The 15,361-nt window shown below is 62.4% G+C and carries 14 protein-coding genes; 2 read left to right on the top strand and 12 right to left on the bottom strand.

The features are described from left to right. The first annotated feature begins 1 nt into the window (after position 1). Both ACSQ3F_RS08105 and ftsZ read left to right on the top strand, forming a co-directional pair. Entirely contained in the window at positions 2 to 1,093 is a 1,092-nt protein-coding gene (locus ACSQ3F_RS08105) for a TraB/GumN family protein (protein ID WP_436099753.1), read from the top strand. Positions 1,094 to 2,047: 954 nt separating this feature from the next. After that, a complete protein-coding gene (gene ftsZ / locus ACSQ3F_RS08100; protein WP_436099752.1) occupies positions 2,048 to 3,076 on the top strand; it encodes a cell division protein FtsZ in 1,029 nt (342 codons plus the stop codon). A gap of 102 nt (positions 3,077 to 3,178) precedes the next feature. Here the strand turns inward: ftsZ and ACSQ3F_RS08095 are convergent, their stop codons facing one another. From ACSQ3F_RS08095 to sucC, 12 genes are all read right to left on the bottom strand, one after another. Then, a complete protein-coding gene (locus ACSQ3F_RS08095; RefSeq protein WP_436099751.1) occupies positions 3,179 to 3,979 on the bottom strand; it encodes an alpha/beta hydrolase in 801 nt (266 codons plus the stop codon). A gap of 121 nt (positions 3,980 to 4,100) precedes the next feature. Then, positions 4,101 to 4,592: a DUF2867 domain-containing protein gene (locus tag ACSQ3F_RS08090; protein ID WP_436099750.1), complete on the bottom strand. Its 492-nt coding sequence runs from the start codon at positions 4,590 to 4,592 to the stop codon at positions 4,101 to 4,103. Between the two features lie 90 nt (positions 4,593 to 4,682). After that, positions 4,683 to 6,089: a dihydrolipoyl dehydrogenase gene (gene lpdA, locus ACSQ3F_RS08085; protein WP_436099749.1), complete on the bottom strand. Its 1,407-nt coding sequence runs from the start codon at positions 6,087 to 6,089 to the stop codon at positions 4,683 to 4,685. Positions 6,090 to 6,111: 22 nt separating this feature from the next. Beyond that, the gene (locus ACSQ3F_RS08080; protein ID WP_436102076.1) at positions 6,112 to 6,864 is read right to left on the bottom strand and encodes an SDR family oxidoreductase; all 753 of its coding nucleotides are present in this window, start codon (positions 6,862 to 6,864) and stop codon (positions 6,112 to 6,114) included. A 2-nt stretch (positions 6,865 to 6,866) separates the two neighbouring features. Beyond that, entirely contained in the window at positions 6,867 to 7,361 is a 495-nt protein-coding gene (locus ACSQ3F_RS08075) for a hypothetical protein (RefSeq protein ID WP_436099748.1), read from the bottom strand. A gap of 2 nt (positions 7,362 to 7,363) precedes the next feature. Next, positions 7,364 to 8,005, bottom strand: a complete 642-nt coding sequence (locus ACSQ3F_RS08070) for a LysE family transporter (RefSeq protein ID WP_436099747.1) — start codon at positions 8,003 to 8,005, stop codon at positions 7,364 to 7,366. Positions 8,006 to 8,046: 41 nt separating this feature from the next. Further along, the gene (locus ACSQ3F_RS08065; RefSeq protein WP_436099746.1) at positions 8,047 to 8,460 is read right to left on the bottom strand and encodes an MAPEG family protein; all 414 of its coding nucleotides are present in this window, start codon (positions 8,458 to 8,460) and stop codon (positions 8,047 to 8,049) included. Between the two features lie 13 nt (positions 8,461 to 8,473). Next, a complete protein-coding gene (gene odhB, locus ACSQ3F_RS08060; protein ID WP_436099745.1) occupies positions 8,474 to 9,700 on the bottom strand; it encodes a 2-oxoglutarate dehydrogenase complex dihydrolipoyllysine-residue succinyltransferase in 1,227 nt (408 codons plus the stop codon). A 29-nt stretch (positions 9,701 to 9,729) separates the two neighbouring features. Continuing rightward, positions 9,730 to 10,047, bottom strand: coding sequence for a YciI family protein (locus ACSQ3F_RS08055; protein WP_436099744.1), 318 nt, complete (start codon positions 10,045 to 10,047; stop codon positions 9,730 to 9,732). A gap of 13 nt (positions 10,048 to 10,060) precedes the next feature. Further along, positions 10,061 to 13,057, bottom strand: a complete 2,997-nt coding sequence (locus tag ACSQ3F_RS08050; RefSeq protein WP_436099743.1) for a 2-oxoglutarate dehydrogenase E1 component — start codon at positions 13,055 to 13,057, stop codon at positions 10,061 to 10,063. Between the two features lie 165 nt (positions 13,058 to 13,222). Further along, complete coding sequence (gene sucD, locus ACSQ3F_RS08045) at positions 13,223 to 14,125, bottom strand: succinate--CoA ligase subunit alpha (protein ID WP_436099742.1); 903 nt, start codon at positions 14,123 to 14,125, stop codon at positions 13,223 to 13,225. 3 nt (positions 14,126 to 14,128) lie between these two features. Next, the gene (gene sucC / locus ACSQ3F_RS08040) at positions 14,129 to 15,325 is read right to left on the bottom strand and encodes an ADP-forming succinate--CoA ligase subunit beta (protein WP_436099741.1); all 1,197 of its coding nucleotides are present in this window, start codon (positions 15,323 to 15,325) and stop codon (positions 14,129 to 14,131) included. Positions 15,326 to 15,361: the final 36 nt, after the last annotated feature.

The following is a 15,361-nucleotide window of genomic DNA, read 5'->3' as shown; positions in this document are numbered from 1 at the left end:
AATGTTTCAGCATCTGGCAAAGCCGGCACGCACTATCGCGGGAAAACTGGGCGACACTATCCTTGCCCTGATCGCAACGCTGCATGTGCTGTTTGCTCTCAGCCTGATCGTCACGCTTCTCTCCCTCTCACCGGCCCATGCGGCAGACGATGCCTGCGGCGGCAAGAACCTGATCGCCGACATGCGGGCGTCGGACCCCGCGCGGTTTGCGGCGCTTGAAAGGCAAGCCGCTGCCGTGCCGAACGGCAAGGGCATCTTCTGGAAAATCGAGAAGGCGGGGGTCGCGCCCTCCTACCTGCTCGGCACCATGCATGTCACCGATCCGCGCGTGCTCGCCATGCCGAAGGGAGCGGACGCAGCCTATGAAACGGCACAGACGGTGATCGTCGAATCCGACGAGATCGTTGACGACCGCAAGGCGGCCGCGGCTCTCATGATGCAGCCGGAACTGACGATGTTCACCGATGGCAAGTCGATCAAGGACTTTCTCAAAGCCGACGAACAGGAGAAACTGGCGGCCGGCCTGAAGCAGCGCGGCATTCCTCTGACGCTGGTTGCGAAGATGAAGCCCTGGATGATCGCCAGCTTCGTTGCCCTTCCCGCCTGCGAGATGAGCCGCAAGGCGGCCGGCGCCTCCTTTCTCGACAAGAAGCTGGCAGAGGATGCGCTGAAACAGGGCAAGGCGCTCAAGGGTCTGGAAACACTGGTGGAGCAGTTGAAGGCCATGGATGCGCTGCCGGTTCAGTTTCACCTGGATGCGCTGATCGAGACGCTTGATCTCGGCGACACCGTCGCCGACGTGATGGAGACGACGACCGAACTCTATCTCACCGGCGATACGGGCATGGTCATGCCGCTGATGAAGGCCGTTTCGGAAGAAACGTCGGCCGACAAAAGCACCGACTACGCGGATTTCGAGCAGCGCATCGTCATCGACCGCAACAAGACCATGGCAAGCCGTGCCAAGCCGATCCTCGACGGCGGAAGCGTGTTCATGGCCGTCGGCGCGCTTCACCTGCCGGGGAATGAAGGCGTGATCGAACTGTTGCGCAAGGACGGCTTTACGGTCTCCAGCATGTCTTCCGGGAACTGACGCTTCCACGCAGCCGTAAACCTCCCCGCGCGCTGCCGCCGTGGTTTTCGAAAATGCATTCATCCGGACGGGGCACTGGAAACCGTCTCTAACGAATAAACATATGTGACGCCTTCCAGCGCCCCGTTTGGCGTTCTCGGGAGCTTTCCTCCCTACAGACCCCGACTTCGGACCCTCTGCCTCGGGACGACTTCGTGGCGCAGGCTTCCGGTTCCGGCATTAAGCATCACGGTTCCGGTACGTCACGTGTCCTGTCCCGACATGTGCATCCCACAGATGCGCCCGCCCCAGAAGGACGGAGGGGATCCATTTTCCGGGGGCTCTCCTTCCGGTCCGCCTGACGTTCGCGGCCTCCTGATCGAAGGCCACGAGGCTTCCCGTGGAGCGCCAGCCCTGCCTCGCCGCAAACGTCTTGCGGTGTATCCGTGACAGGACACCATGATCATGACACGGCTTTTCCAGGCGGGGATCAGTGGGGATGACAATTTCTCGCGGCCAATAATCTCGACGAAGCGGTGCTGTCAGCTTCTTCGTCCCCGATCTTTCGGCAACGTGTTGCTTAAAGCCGGATTATCAAGAGCATACCCCCCTCTGTCCCTCCGGGACATCTCCCCCTCAAGGGGGGAGATTGCCACATGCTTTCATGCCTAGCCCTACCAAAACTTGCGAAGGAAAAGAATGATCTCCCCCCTTGAGGGGGAGATGTCACGAAGTGACAGAGGGGGGTGAAGCTGCAGAGTGCACCGAAGTGGCGGTGCTTTCCGCACTGATGCCGACGCAGCGGCCAACAATAGTCCGCCTTACTCTCTTGCACCGGCGCCGTCTCTCTGCCTTTTTGCGGACATAACCTGCGGCGGCCTGATTCGCGCCCGCTCCGCTTCGCATTCGATTGCAGCTCCCGGAACGCGCTTCCATACGTGCCGGGGCGGCGACCACGTTCAAGGAGATGACGAGATGTCAGAGATCAAGAAACCCGTGATTTCGGAGATGAGACCGAAGATCACTGTCATCGGCGTCGGCGGCGGCGGCGGCAACGCCATCAACAACATGATCGCCGAAGGCCTTCAGGGCGCGGACTTCATTGCTGCCAACACGGATGCGCAGGCGCTGACCATGTCGAAGGCGCCGCGGCTGATCCAGCTTGGCGCGCAGGTGACCGAGGGGCTCGGTGCCGGATCGCTTCCGGAAGTCGGCCGCGCGGCGGCGGAGGAATCGATCGACGAGATCATGGATCATCTTGGCGGCACGCATATGTGCTTCGTCACCGCCGGCATGGGCGGCGGCACGGGAACGGGTGCGGCGCCGGTCATCGCCGCGGCCGCGCGCAAAGCCGGCATCCTGACCGTCGGGGTCGTCACCAAGCCGTTCAGCTTCGAAGGCAAGCGGCGCATGCAGGCAGCCGAGGAAGGCATCGAACGGCTGCGCGAAGCGGCTGACACCGTGATCGTCATCCCCAACCAGAACCTCTTCCGTATCGCCGATGCGAAGACCACCTTTGCCGATGCCTTCGTCATCGCCGACCGCGTTCTCTATTCCGGCGTCGGCTGCATCACCGACCTGATCGTCAAGGAAGGCCTGATCAACCTCGACTTCGCCGACGTCAAATCGGTGATGAAGGGCATGGGCCGGGCGATGATGGGAACGGGCGAGGCGATCGGCGACGGCCGCGCCTCCAAGGCGGCCGAGGCGGCGATCGCCAATCCGCTCTTGAGCGAAGTGTCGATGAAGGGCGCCAAGGGCGTGCTGATCTCGATTTCCGGCGGCTCCGACATGACGCTGTTCGAAGTGGACGAGGCAGCGACCCGCATCCGCGAGGAGGTCTGCGAGGACGCCGACATCGTCGTCGGCGCAATCTTCGACAAGGGCCTGGACGGCGTCTTCCGCGTTTCAGTCGTGGCCACAGGTCTGGATTCACAGGCGCTGACAACAGGCGACGTCGCCGGTGTTGCGGCTCAACCGGCGCAAGTGCGGACGCTGCAGTAAAATCCAGACTGTTTGCCGAGCGGGCGCAAGCGCTTCCCGCTCGGTAGCGGCACGGCGTGGAAACACGGACGGTCGCCGCTGCTTACCGGGCTCCGGCGTGGTTCATTTCAGCGCCTCCACAAAGCGGATGACATCGCCAACCGTGCTGTCGTTCCAGATATCATTGTGACCCGAGCCGTCGTCGATCAGCATCCGCTTGGGTTCGGGAGCGATGTGATACAACGCCTCGCCCGAAGATAGCGGAATGCTGTCGTCACGCCGACCGTGAATGAACAGCTTTGGTTGGCTCACCTTCGCTATTTTGAGATCCGAGCGGAAGGGATCCTTGACGAGAAGCGCGACGGGAAAGAACGGATAGCGCGTCTCCGCGACCGACAGAACCGACAGGTATGCGGACACAAGAACCAAACCGACGGCCGGCCTCTGCGCCGCCGTGTTCACGGCGATGCCGGTGCCCAGCGAGCGACCGAGCACAACGATCTCGCTTTTGGAGCGTGCTGAAAGCCAGTCGAACGCCGTGATGCCGTCGGTCAGCAGTCCCTCCTCGCTCGGCGAGCCGGTCGATCCCGGATAGCCGCGATAGGATATCGCCAGCAATCCAATGCCGCGCGCGGCCAGCGCCTGTGCGAGAAACCCGTAATTGGCGACGCGGTCACCGTTCCCGAAAAAGAGCAGAACGCACGGCTTGCCGGATGTGCCCTGGCTGTAGAGTCCATGAAGCGTCTCCCCGTCGGGCGTCTTGATGGAGGCGTTCTCGCCCCAGTCTGCGTGCTCTGGAGCAAGTGCCGCGCTCGTGCCGGGAAAGAGGAGGGCACGTTGTGAAAGATACACCACGCCAACAAGCAACATATACGCGAAGGCCACCGTCAGCGGCAGGATCAGCAGGAGTTTTGTGGTGCTCATGCAGCATGTTCACCGGAAGGTTCGTCAGAGTCCAGAGCCCTTCAGCAGCGAACTCGGCCCGTTCCCGAATCAGCGGACTCGCGCCGGGCAATGCCGAAGCAGAAGCCGCGAGCGCATGCCGTCAGCTTGCGACAACAGCCGGACCGGACAGACGGTCCAGCATCGTGCGGACGATCAGCCGGTGGAAAGGCGTGATCACCGCGAGATAGAGCTTACCGAGGAGAATCTTTCGGCGGACCAGCGTCGTCACGCTGACCGTCTGACCCGTTTCGCGGGCCGGATGGACATCGACGACGATGCGAAAATCCAGATGCGCGTCGTCGAAACCGAGGACCATCTGTTCGTCAGAGCGGGAAAGGATGGGGAAAATGCCGATCATCTCGCGCGTATTTGGCGGACCCGATCCCTTGAGACCGAAGGGGCGGACGGCTGCATTTCGCAGCCACATCAGGGCGCGGACCCAGGCCGGAAAATCACCCAATGTCCGCTCGGCTGCGGATCTGGCCGTCAATGCCCTGCCCTGAACCCGCAGTTCGTAACAATCCGCCCAGTCGGCCAAAGGCAGCGCCGGATGCGGCAAGGTAACGGGAACCGGATAATTGCGCGGTGCCATTGGCATGCTCTCCATCGATGCGGCGATGGTAGGCCGCCCGACCGGGAGGTGCAAAGGGGCCGATTGTCACGGCCCCCCTGCGCATGTTCATTACATATGGATCGGCTTTGCGAAGGTCGCGAGTGCGGCTTCCTTGACCGCTTCCGACATGGTCGGGTGGGCATGGCAGGTGCGGCCGAGGTCTTCCGAGGAGCCGCCGAATTCCATCAGCACGGCGATTTCGTGGATCATCTCGCCGGCGCCGAAGCCGACGATATGACCGCCGAGAACCCGGTCGGTGGCCTGATCGGCGAGAATCTTGACGAAGCCGTCGGTCGCCAGCATGGCGCGGGCGCGGCCGTTGGCAGTGAACGGGAACTTGCCGGCCTTGTAGGCGATGCCCGCGGCCTTCAGCTCTTCCTCGGTCTTGCCGACGGAGGCGATTTCCGGCTGGGTATAGACGACGCTCGGAATGACATCGTAGTTCACGTGGCCCGCCTGACCGGCGATGATCTCGGCAACGGCGACACCCTCATCTTCCGCCTTATGGGCGAGCATCGGGCCGCGCACGACGTCGCCGATCGCATAAATGCCGGGAATGCTGGTCTGGAAATGGTTGTTGATCTCGACCCGGCCGCGCGTGTCCATGACGACGCCGGCTTTGGCAAGGCCGAGGCCATCGGTGAACGGCTTGCGGCCGGTGGCGATCAGAACGACATCGGCGTCGATCGTCACGGCATCGCCGCCCTTGACCGGCTCGAAGGTCACCTTGGCGCCGGAACCCTGCTTTTCAACGCCGGTCACCTTGGCGCCGAGCTTGATATCGATGCCCTGCTTGGCGAGCATGCGCTGGAACTGCTTGGCGACTTCGCCGTCCATGCCGCCGAGGATCATGTCGAGATATTCGACCACGGTCACCTTGGCGCCGAGGCGCGACCAGACCGAACCGAGCTCGAGGCCGATGACGCCGCCGCCGACGACGATCATGGTGGCAGGAACCTTCTCCAGCGCGATACCGCCGGTGGACGAGATGATGACCTTCTCGTCGATCTCGACCTCAACACCGGGAATGCCGGCAACATCGGAGCCGGTGGCAATGACGATGTTCTTGGTCTCGATGACCTGCTCCTCGCCCTTGTCGTTGGTCACCGAAACCTTACCTTCGCCAAGCACCTTGCCGGTGCCCTGGAAGGCGTCGATCTTGTTCTTCTTGAAGAGGAAGGCGACGCCATCAACGTTCGATTTTACCGTCGCATCCTTGTGGGCAAGCATCTTCTCAAGGTTCAGCTTCGGAGCCTGTACCTCAACGCCGAGTGCGTCGATGCCGTGGGCGGTCTGGTGGAAGACTTCCGAGGCGTGCAGCAGGGCTTTCGAGGGAATGCAGCCGACATTGAGGCAGGTGCCGCCATAGGTGGCGCGCTTTTCGATGACGCCGACCTTCAGGCCGAGCTGGGCTGCCTTGATGGCGCAAACATAGCCGCCGGGTCCGGTGCCGATAACAATGAGATCATAAGCCATGAATGGTCCTTCCTGAGAGCGGCTATCGTCCGCCGCTGACGTTGAGAATGGCGCCCGTTACATAGGACGACGAAGGGGAAAGCAGGTAGAGAACGGCATCGGCGACCTCTTGCGCGGTGCCCGGCCGTTTCAGGGGAATGGTCGGCGAAAGCTCGCGGGCTCGATCCGGCAATCCGCCAGAGGCGTGAAGCTCCGTGTCGATGACGCCCGGACGGACCGCGTTGACACGGATACCTTCCGAAGCCACTTCGCGCGACAGGCCGATGGTAAAAGTATCGATCGCGCCCTTGGAGGCTGCATAGTCGACATATTGTCCCGCGGAGCCGAGAACGGCGGCCATCGAAGAAATATTGACGATGACGCCGCCCTTGCCGCCGTGACGGACAGACATGCGCCGGACAGCCGCCGCCGCGCAAAGGATCGAGCCGGAAACATTGACGCGCAGCATGCGTTCGAGCCGCTCGGGCGTGATCTCGTCGATCCTGGCCGGCAAACCGACGATGCCGGCATTGTTGACCAGCCCGTCGAGACGGCCGAAAGCCTTGTCCACCGCGCCGAAGATCGCGGTGATCCCGGCTTCGCTGCCGACATCGCCTTCAATCGCGATTGCTTTGCCACCGGCCGCCTCGATCGCCTTGACGACCGCATCTGCGGCCGGGCGGTTCGAGGCATAGTTGACGGCAACGGCCCAGCCCTGTTCGGCTGCCGAGAGGCAGATGGCTGCACCGATACCGCGGCTGCCGCCGGTCACCAGAAGGACGGGTTGATCGCTGATCTTCATTGGGCACATCCCTTCAAGGTCAGAACATCCCAGGGAGCGACAGTCGCCTTGCCCCAGATGGACGAGTTGCGCACGGCGGGACCGAAATCGGGCAGAAGCAATTGCGCCGCCGCTTGCCTGCCCTCCTCAGGCAGGGAACCAACCTTGCCGTCGGCACCGATGGAATAGATCACGCCTTCCCAGACGGTGCAGGCAGCGATCTCGTCGCCGGTGGCGTCGCCCTCCGGGCAATTGTTCATGATCATGCTGTTCGGCCGGACGGGTTCGCCGGACTGCATGACTATGCCGTCGAGCACCAGATCGGTCTTCGCCACCTTGACCTTGAAATGGTTGCTTGTTGCGGCGCTGGCCGAGCCGACGGGCTCGAACCGCAATTCATAGGCGCCGTCCGCATCGCCATAGATCGCCTGCTCCTGCAGGCAATCCGCCGCAGCCACGGGCGTCGCCGCCAGCAGGATACCGAGGATCGATGCGGGAGCGGTAAGGCGCATGCTCAGGCTGCCTTTTCCGTGGCGAGCTTCAGGCCAAGCGCGATGAAGACGAGGCCGCTGACGCGATCGATCCACTGGCTGGCGCGCGAGAAGGCGGCGCGCATCTTCGGCGTCGTCATGAACAGGCTGACGCCGACGAACCAGAGGATCAGGCTGCTTGCCATGACCAGGCCATAGCCGAACTTCACCGCGATCGGCGTATGGGCGCCGACCACCGTCGAAAAGATCGACAGGAAGAAGAAGACCGGCTTCGGGTTCAGCGCATTAGCGGCGAAACCGAGACCGAAGGCCCTCAGTGCCGGCTGGCGCTTTTCGTTCGCATCCGCGCCTTCGGCCTCAACCGTGATATCCGTCCTGCCGGCACGAAGAGACTTGATGCCGATGTAGAGCAGGTAAGCCACGCCGCACCATTTGACGATGTTGAACAGGTAGATCGACTGCGAGATGATCAGCCCGAGCCCGAGGATCGTGTAGGTTACATGGAACATCAGCGCGGTGCCGATGCCGAAGGAGGTGACGATCGCCGAGCGGCGGCCGTGAACCAGCGACTGGCGCATGACCATGGCAAGATCGGCGCCGGGAGAGACGATGGCGAAGGAGAAGATCGCCATCAGCGATGCGAGTTCAAACAGATAGGGATGCACGGCACGTCTCCGGTTATCGCTGTCAGGCGACCGCTTTCCTGTCAGAAAACGAGCGCCGATACCATGATGAGGAGCCCGGCGAGCGAGCCAAGCCAGATGAGCGAGCGGACGTAGGAAACGCCCGCCAGATAAAGCGGAATATAGACAATCCTGAAGACGAACCAAGTCCAGGCGCCGGTCAGGCCCCAGCCGGTCGGATCACCGGCGATGGCAAGCGCGAGCGCCAGCCCGACGAAGGCCGGATAGGTTTCCTGAAAATTGACCGAGGCCCGTTCGGACCGCCCGGCGAGTTTGCCGGACGGCTTCTTTTCCTCATCCCGCGGACCGGCATTCCAGGCCGATCCGAGTTCCAATGTCGCCATCATGCCCTGCAGGCTGACATGGAAGACGAGCAGCACGACGCTCCAGGCGAGGAGCGAAAGGAAGGGCGATGCCGCCAGCGCTGCCGCGTCCATGTTTCAGCGCCTCTCAGAGATCGAGAACCAGGCGTTCCGGATCTTCCAGGCTTTCCTTGACGCGGACGAGGAAGGTCACGGCTTCCTTACCATCGACCATCCGGTGATCGTAGGAGAGCGCCAGATACATCATCGGACGGATGACGATCTGGCCGCCGACGACGACCGGACGTTCCTGGATCTTGTGCATGCCGAGAATGCCGGACTGCGGCGCGTTGAGGATCGGCGAGGACATAAGCGAGCCGTAGACGCCGCCATTGGTGATCGTGAAGGTGCCGCCCTGCATGTCGGCCATCGACAGCGAGCTGTCACGGGCAGCCTTGGCAAGACGGCCGAGATCCTTCTCGATTTCGGCGATCGACATCTGGTCGGCATCGCGGATGACGGGAACGACCAGACCCTTGTCGGTGCCGACGGCCATGCCGATGTGGCAGAAGTTCTTGTAGATGATGTCGGTGCCGTCGATCTCGGCGTTGACGGCCGGGATCTCCTTCAGCGCATGCGTCACCGCCTTGGTGAAGAAGCCCATGAAGCCGAGCTTGACGCCATGCTTCTTTTCAAACAGGTCCTTGTAGCGGTTGCGCAGGTCCATGACGGCCGACATGTCCACCTCGTTATAGGTGGTGAGCATGGCGGCGGTGTTCTGGGCATCCTTCAGGCGCTTGGCGATGGTCTGGCGCAGGCGGGTCATCTTGACGCGCTCTTCGCGCGGTGCGTCCTCGGCCGGCGACGGGCCACGGGTGACAATCTTGACCGGTTCGGAAGCCGCCGGCGCCGAAACACCCTTGGCGACAGCGGCGATGACATCGCCCTTCAGCACCTGGCCGCGCTTGCCGGAGCCGTCGACCTGGTCGGCGGTGAGGTTGTTTTCGGCGAGCATCTTGGCAGCAGCCGGAGCAGCCGGCATGGCAGACGCGACCTGCGGAGCGGCAGGCGCGGCAGCGGCGGCCGGAGCGGCAACCTTCTTTTCCGCCGCGGGCGCGGCAACAGCGGCGCCGGCGGCACCGTTGGCGATCTGGCCGAGCAGCGCGCCGAGACCGACGGTTTCACCGGCGCTGGCAACGATTTCGGAAAGCGTGCCTGCAGAAGGCGCCGGAACCTCGATGGTCACCTTGTCGGTTTCGAGTTCGAGCAGCGGCTCATCGGCCTTGACGGCGTCGCCCACCTTCTTGAACCATGTCCCGACGGTCGCTTCGCTGACGGACTCTCCCAGGGTAGGAACGCGGATTTCTGTGGTCATTTTCAGATCCTGACTTTGATCGTTATCGTTTATGCGGCAGGTGCGGCGACATGCCGGAGAATGAGTGAGGGTATGGCGGCAATTTCGAACTGGAAGCCCAGGCGGGCGGCAATGACCGGATCGCCATCGGCAAGGGCCTGGGCAGTCTCCTCATCGGGGACCTCCACCAGAGCCATGCCCCAGGCGCCGTCCTTGGCGAAGACCGGACCAACCGCAATCGCGCGTCCCGCATCGGCTTGCGCTCGCCAATAGACGGAATGACGCTCCATCGCGGCCATTTCCTCGGACGTTGCATCCTGAGGAAATGTGCTGCGGGGTGGCGCTAGTTTCAGATGAAAATAGGCCATGTCGCGCTGCCTCTCAACCGCCGAGCGCGTCTTCGAGGAAGGCGGCGAGCTGGGCGAGGTGCTTGGACATCAGGCCCGTCGCCGGAGAGGCAGCGGCCGGGCGGCCGGTGTAGCGCACGCGCTGGTACTTCGCATCGATATGGGCAAGCACCCATTCCAGATACGGGTCGATGAACGACCAGGCACCCATGTTCTTCGGCTCTTCCTGGCACCAGACCATTTCCGCATTGCGGAAGCGCGAGAGTTCGTTGATCAGCGCCTTGGCCGGGAACGGATATAGCTGCTCGACGCGCAGGAGGTAGACATCGTCGATGCCGCGCTTTTCGCGCTCTTCCAGAAGGTCGTAATAGACCTTGCCGGTGCAGAGAACGACGCGACGGATCTTGGCGTCCTTCTGCAGCTTGATCGGACCATCCTTGATGACTTCTGCATCGTCCCAAAGCAGGCGATGGAAGGACGTCTCGCCGGCCATTTCCGACAGCGAAGAGACGGCGCGCTTGTGGCGCAGCAGTGACTTCGGCGTCATCATGATCAGCGGCTTGCGGAAGTCGCGCTTCACCTGACGGCGCAGGATGTGGAAGTAGTTCGCCGGCGTGGTGACATTGGCGACCTGCATGTTGTCTTCGGCACACATCTGCAGCCAGCGCTCGAGGCGGGCAGAGGAATGCTCCGGACCCTGGCCTTCGTAACCATGCGGCAAGAGGCAGACGAGGCCGGACATGCGCAGCCACTTGCGTTCGCCCGACGAGATGAACTGGTCGAAGACGACCTGCGCACCGTTGGCGAAGTCGCCGAACTGCGCTTCCCAAAGGGTCAGTGCATTCGGACGGGCGAGCGAATAGCCATATTCGAAGCCGAGGACTGCCTCTTCCGAGAGCATCGAGTTGATGACCTCGTAACGCGCCTGGGTCGGCGACAGGTTGGCAAGCGGGATATAGCGTTCCTCGGTCTCCTGATCGTAGAGAACCGTATGGCGTTGCGAGAAGGTACCGCGTTCGCAGTCCTGGCCCGAGAGGCGGATCTTGGTGCCTTCGGTGGCGAGCGTGCCGAAAGCAAGCGCCTCCGCCATCGCCCAGTCGATGCCCTCGCCGCTCTGGATCATGCCTGCGCGGCCATCCATGAAGCGCTGGATGGTTCTGTGCACGTTGAAGCCTGCCGGGACTTCCGACAGCTTGCGGCCGACTTCCTTCAGCGTCTTCATCGGCACCGAGGTCTTGCCGCGGCGCTGTTCGTCCTGGTTGTCGGCAGCGCGCAGGCCCGACCAGACGCCGTCCAGCCAGTCGGCCTTGTTCGGCTTGTAGGCCTGTCCCGCCTCGAATTCCTGTTCCAGATGGGCGCGCCAATCGGCGCGCATCTTCTCAAGTTCACCTTCGGTAATCAGGCCCTCGGCGATCAGGCGTTCGCCATAGAGCTGGACGACCGTCTTATGGGCGCGAATGACCTTGTACATCTTCGGCTGCGTGAACGAGGGCTCGTCGCCTTCGTTATGGCCGAAGCGGCGGTAGCAGAACATGTCGATGACGACCGGCTTGTGGAACTTCATCCGGAATTCGGTGGCGATCTTGGCCGCGTAGGTCACTGCTTCCGGATCGTCGCCGTTGACGTGGAAGATCGGCGCTTCAATCATCTTGGCCACATCCGACGGATAGGGCGACGAGCGCGAGAAGGCCGGATTGGTGGTGAAGCCGATCTGGTTGTTGATGATGAAATGCACAGTGCCGGCAACGCGATGACCGCGCAGGCCCGACAGGCCGAGGATTTCCGCCGTCACGCCCTGGCCCGCAAATGCGGCATCGCCATGCAGCAGCAACGGCATGACCTGGGCCCGCTCATACAGCGGAATGATGTCGCCCTCGAAGACCTTCGCCATCTGGTCCTGCTTGGCGCGCGCCTTGCCCATGACGACCGGATTGACGATTTCGAGATGCGACGGGTTCGCCGTCAGCGACAGGTGAACCTTGTTGCCGTCGAACTCGCGGTCCGAGGAGGCACCGAGATGGTACTTCACGTCGCCCGAACCTTCGACATCGTCCGGTGCGGCGGAACCGCCCTTGAACTCGTGGAAAACGGCACGGTGCGGCTTGCCCATGACGTTGGTCAGAACGTTCAGACGGCCGCGATGGGCCATGCCGAGGATGATTTCCTTGAGGCCGACCTGGCCGCCGCGCTTGATGATCTGCTCCAGCGCCGGGATGAGCGATTCGCCGCCGTCGAGGCCGAAACGCTTGGTGCCCTTGTACCTCACGTCGATGAACTGCTCGAAGCCTTCCGCCTCGATCAGCTTCTGCAGGATCGCCTTCTTGCCTTCCGGCGTGAATTCGACGCCCTTGTCGGGACCTTCGATGCGCTCCTGGACCCAGCCTTTGATTTCCGGATCGGAGATATGCATGAACTCGACGCCGAGCGTCGAGCAATAGGTGCGCTCGAGGATTTCGAGCATCTCGCGGATGGTCGCGTATTCGAGGCCGAGCACGTTGTCGAGGAAGATCCGGCGATCGTAGTCGCTTTCCTCGAAGCCGTAGGACTTCGGCGACAGCTCGTCATAGTCCTCGACAGGCGCTGCAATGCCGAGCGGGTCGAGCTTGGCGTGCAGATGGCCGCGCATGCGGTAGGCGCGGATCATCATGATGGCGCGAACGCTGTCACGGGTCTGCTGGTGGACATCGGCAGCACTCGGCGCGACGCCGGTGACGGCGGCCTGTTCCTCGGCTTTGGCCTTCACCTTCTTTTCGATGACCTTCTCGACCGTGCCCCAGTTGCCATCGAGCGCCGAGACGAGTTCGCCATTGGCGACGATCGGCCAGTTCGGCTTCTTCCAGGAGGCGCCCTTGGCCGCCTTGATCACGTCATCCGGCTGGTCCTGCAGTGCCTTGAAGAACGACTGCCATTCGCCGGAGACCGACGAGGGATCGCTTTCGTAGCGCGCGTAAAGCTGCTCGATATAGCTGGCATTCGCTCCGTCGAGGAACGAGGTCAGCAGAAATTGCTCGTTGGCTTCTTGCCTTGCCATGGTGCTTCGCGGACCTGTCCGTCCGCCTCCTGACTTGTTAACTCTTGCCGGCTCTTTTGGTCCCGGTCGACCTGGGTGGCATCGGCGCCGGAAGCGCCGCTGCCCTTCTTCGGGTGGAGGCAACCGGGCCGGCCGCGATGGCAGGCCCGATCGCATCGCAGTGTCTCAGCCCTTGAGGACTTCGACCAGCGTCTTGCCGAGGCGCGCCGGCGACGGCGACACGCGGATGCCCGCCGATTCCATCGCAGCGATCTTGTCTTCCGCGCCGCCCTTGCCGCCGGAAATGACCGCGCCGGCATGGCCCATGGTGCGGCCGGCAGGAGCCGTGCGGCCGGCGATAAAGCCGACCATCGGCTTGCTTCGGCCGCGCTTGGCTTCGTCCTTGATGAACTGGGCCGCATCTTCCTCGGCCGAGCCGCCGATTTCGCCGATCATGATGATCGACTTGGTCTCGTCGTCGGCGAGGAACATTTCGAGGATATCGATGAACTCCGTGCCCTTGACCGGATCGCCGCCAATGCCGACCGCTGTCGTCTGGCCGAGGCCTTCGTTGGTGGTCTGGAACACGGCTTCATAGGTGAGCGTGCCGGAGCGCGAGAGAACGCCGACCGAGCCCTTCTTGAAGATGTTGCCCGGCATGATGCCGATCTTGCATTCGTTCGGGGTGAGAACGCCAGGGCAGTTCGGGCCGATCAGGCGCGACTGCGACCTGTCGAGACGGGCCTTGACCTTGACCATGTCGGCAACCGGAATGCCTTCGGTGATGCAGACGATCAGCGGGATTTCCGCTTCGATGGCTTCGAGGATCGCAGCCGCGGCACCCGCCGGCGGAACATAGATCACCGATGCATCAGCGCCGGTCGCTTCCTTGCCTTGCGCAACGGTTGCGAAGATCGGCAGCTTTTCGCCCTTGGAACCTTCCCAGGTCTCGCCACCCTTCTTCGGGTTGATACCGCCGACCATCTTGGTGCCGTTGTAAGCGAGCGCCTGTTCGGTGTGGAAGGTACCGGTCTTGCCGGTCAGACCCTGAACCAGGATCTTGGTGTCTTTGTTGATCAGAATGGACATGAATCAGGCACCCTTCACAGCGGCTACAATCTTCTGGGCGGCATCGTCCAGGTCGTCTGCGGAAATGACGTTCAGCCCGCTCTCGTTGATGATCTTCTTGCCGAGTTCGACATTGGTGCCTTCGAGGCGCACGACGAGCGGAACCTGAAGACCGACTTCCTTGACGGCTGCGATCACGCCTTCGGCGATGACGTCGCACTTCATGATGCCGCCGAAGATGTTGACCAGGATGCCCTTCACGGCCGGATCGGCGGTGATGATCTTGAAGGCATGGGTGACCTTCTCCTTGGAGGCGCCACCGCCGACATCAAGGAAGTTCGCCGGCTCGGCGCCATAGAGCTTGATGATGTCCATGGTTGCCATGGCAAGGCCCGCACCATTGACCATGCAGCCGATGTTGCCGTCGAGGGCGACATAGGCGAGATCGTACTTGGAGGCTTCGATTTCCTTCTCGTCTTCTTCCGTCTTGTCGCGGAGTGCGACGACGTCTTCATGACGGAAGAGCGCATTGCCGTCGAAGGAGACCTTGGCGTCGAGGACGCGCACGCGGCCGTTCTTCATGACGATCAGCGGGTTGATCTCCAGCAGGCTCATGTCCTTTTCGACGAAGGCCTTGTAGAGGATCGGGAAGAGCTTTTCGGCATCGGCCTTGGCTTCGCCTTCGAGCTTCAGGGCCGAAGTCAGTTCCTTGAGATTTTCAGCCGTGACGCCCGTTTCCGGATCGATCGCGACGTTGATGATCTTTTCCGGCGCGTCATGCGCGACGGTCTCGATGTCCATGCCGCCCTCGGTGGAAACCACGAAGGAGACCTGGCCGACCGCGCGGTCGACGAGGATGGACAGGTAGAGTTCGCGCTCGATGTCGGCGCCGTCCTCGATATAGAGGCGGTTGACCTGCTTGCCGGCTTCACCGGTCTGCTTGGTCACCAGCGTGTTGCCGAGCATTTCCTTGGCATGCGCCTTGGCTTCCTCGATCGAGAAGGCGAGCCGAACGCCACCCTTGGCATCCGGGCCGAGTTCCTTGAACTTGCCCTTGCCGCGGCCACCCGCGTGGATCTGGCTCTTGACGACATAGAGCGGGCCTGGAAGCGACTTCGCAGCGGCTTCGGCTTCATCGGCAGAGAAGATGGCGACACCTTCCGCGACCGGTGCGCCAAAGCTCTTCAGCAAGGCCTTGGCCTGATATTCATGAATGTTCATGGGGAAATTTCCTGTTTAAGCCGAACGGCAATTATT

It is taken from the genome of Pararhizobium sp. LjRoot238, assembly GCF_964252955.1.
In the GTDB taxonomy this organism is placed as follows: domain Bacteria; phylum Pseudomonadota; class Alphaproteobacteria; order Rhizobiales; family Rhizobiaceae; genus Pararhizobium.
This window is presented reverse-complemented; position numbering and strand designations above follow the sequence as displayed.

Excerpts from the sequence above, each read along its gene's own strand:
- sucC (WP_436099741.1), bottom strand. The coding sequence starts at position 15,325 with ATGAACATTCATGAATATCAGGCCAAGGCCTTGCTGAAGAGCTTTGGC.
- ACSQ3F_RS08065 (WP_436099746.1), bottom strand. The coding sequence starts at position 8,460 with ATGGACGCGGCAGCGCTGGCGGCATCGCCCTTCCTTTCGCTCCTCGCC.
- ACSQ3F_RS08050 (WP_436099743.1), bottom strand. The coding sequence starts at position 13,057 with ATGGCAAGGCAAGAAGCCAACGAGCAATTTCTGCTGACCTCGTTCCTC.
- sucD (WP_436099742.1), bottom strand. The coding sequence starts at position 14,125 with ATGTCCATTCTGATCAACAAAGACACCAAGATCCTGGTTCAGGGTCTG.
- ACSQ3F_RS08090 (WP_436099750.1), bottom strand. The coding sequence starts at position 4,592 with ATGGCACCGCGCAATTATCCGGTTCCCGTTACCTTGCCGCATCCGGCG.
- ACSQ3F_RS08055 (WP_436099744.1), bottom strand. The coding sequence starts at position 10,047 with ATGGCCTATTTTCATCTGAAACTAGCGCCACCCCGCAGCACATTTCCT.
- ACSQ3F_RS08095 (WP_436099751.1), bottom strand. The coding sequence starts at position 3,979 with ATGAGCACCACAAAACTCCTGCTGATCCTGCCGCTGACGGTGGCCTTC.
- ACSQ3F_RS08075 (WP_436099748.1), bottom strand. The coding sequence starts at position 7,361 with ATGCGCCTTACCGCTCCCGCATCGATCCTCGGTATCCTGCTGGCGGCG.
- ftsZ (WP_436099752.1), top strand. The coding sequence starts at position 2,048 with ATGTCAGAGATCAAGAAACCCGTGATTTCGGAGATGAGACCGAAGATC.
- lpdA (WP_436099749.1), bottom strand. The coding sequence starts at position 6,089 with ATGGCTTATGATCTCATTGTTATCGGCACCGGACCCGGCGGCTATGTT.
- ACSQ3F_RS08105 (WP_436099753.1), top strand. The coding sequence starts at position 2 with ATGTTTCAGCATCTGGCAAAGCCGGCACGCACTATCGCGGGAAAACTG.
- odhB (WP_436099745.1), bottom strand. The coding sequence starts at position 9,700 with ATGACCACAGAAATCCGCGTTCCTACCCTGGGAGAGTCCGTCAGCGAA.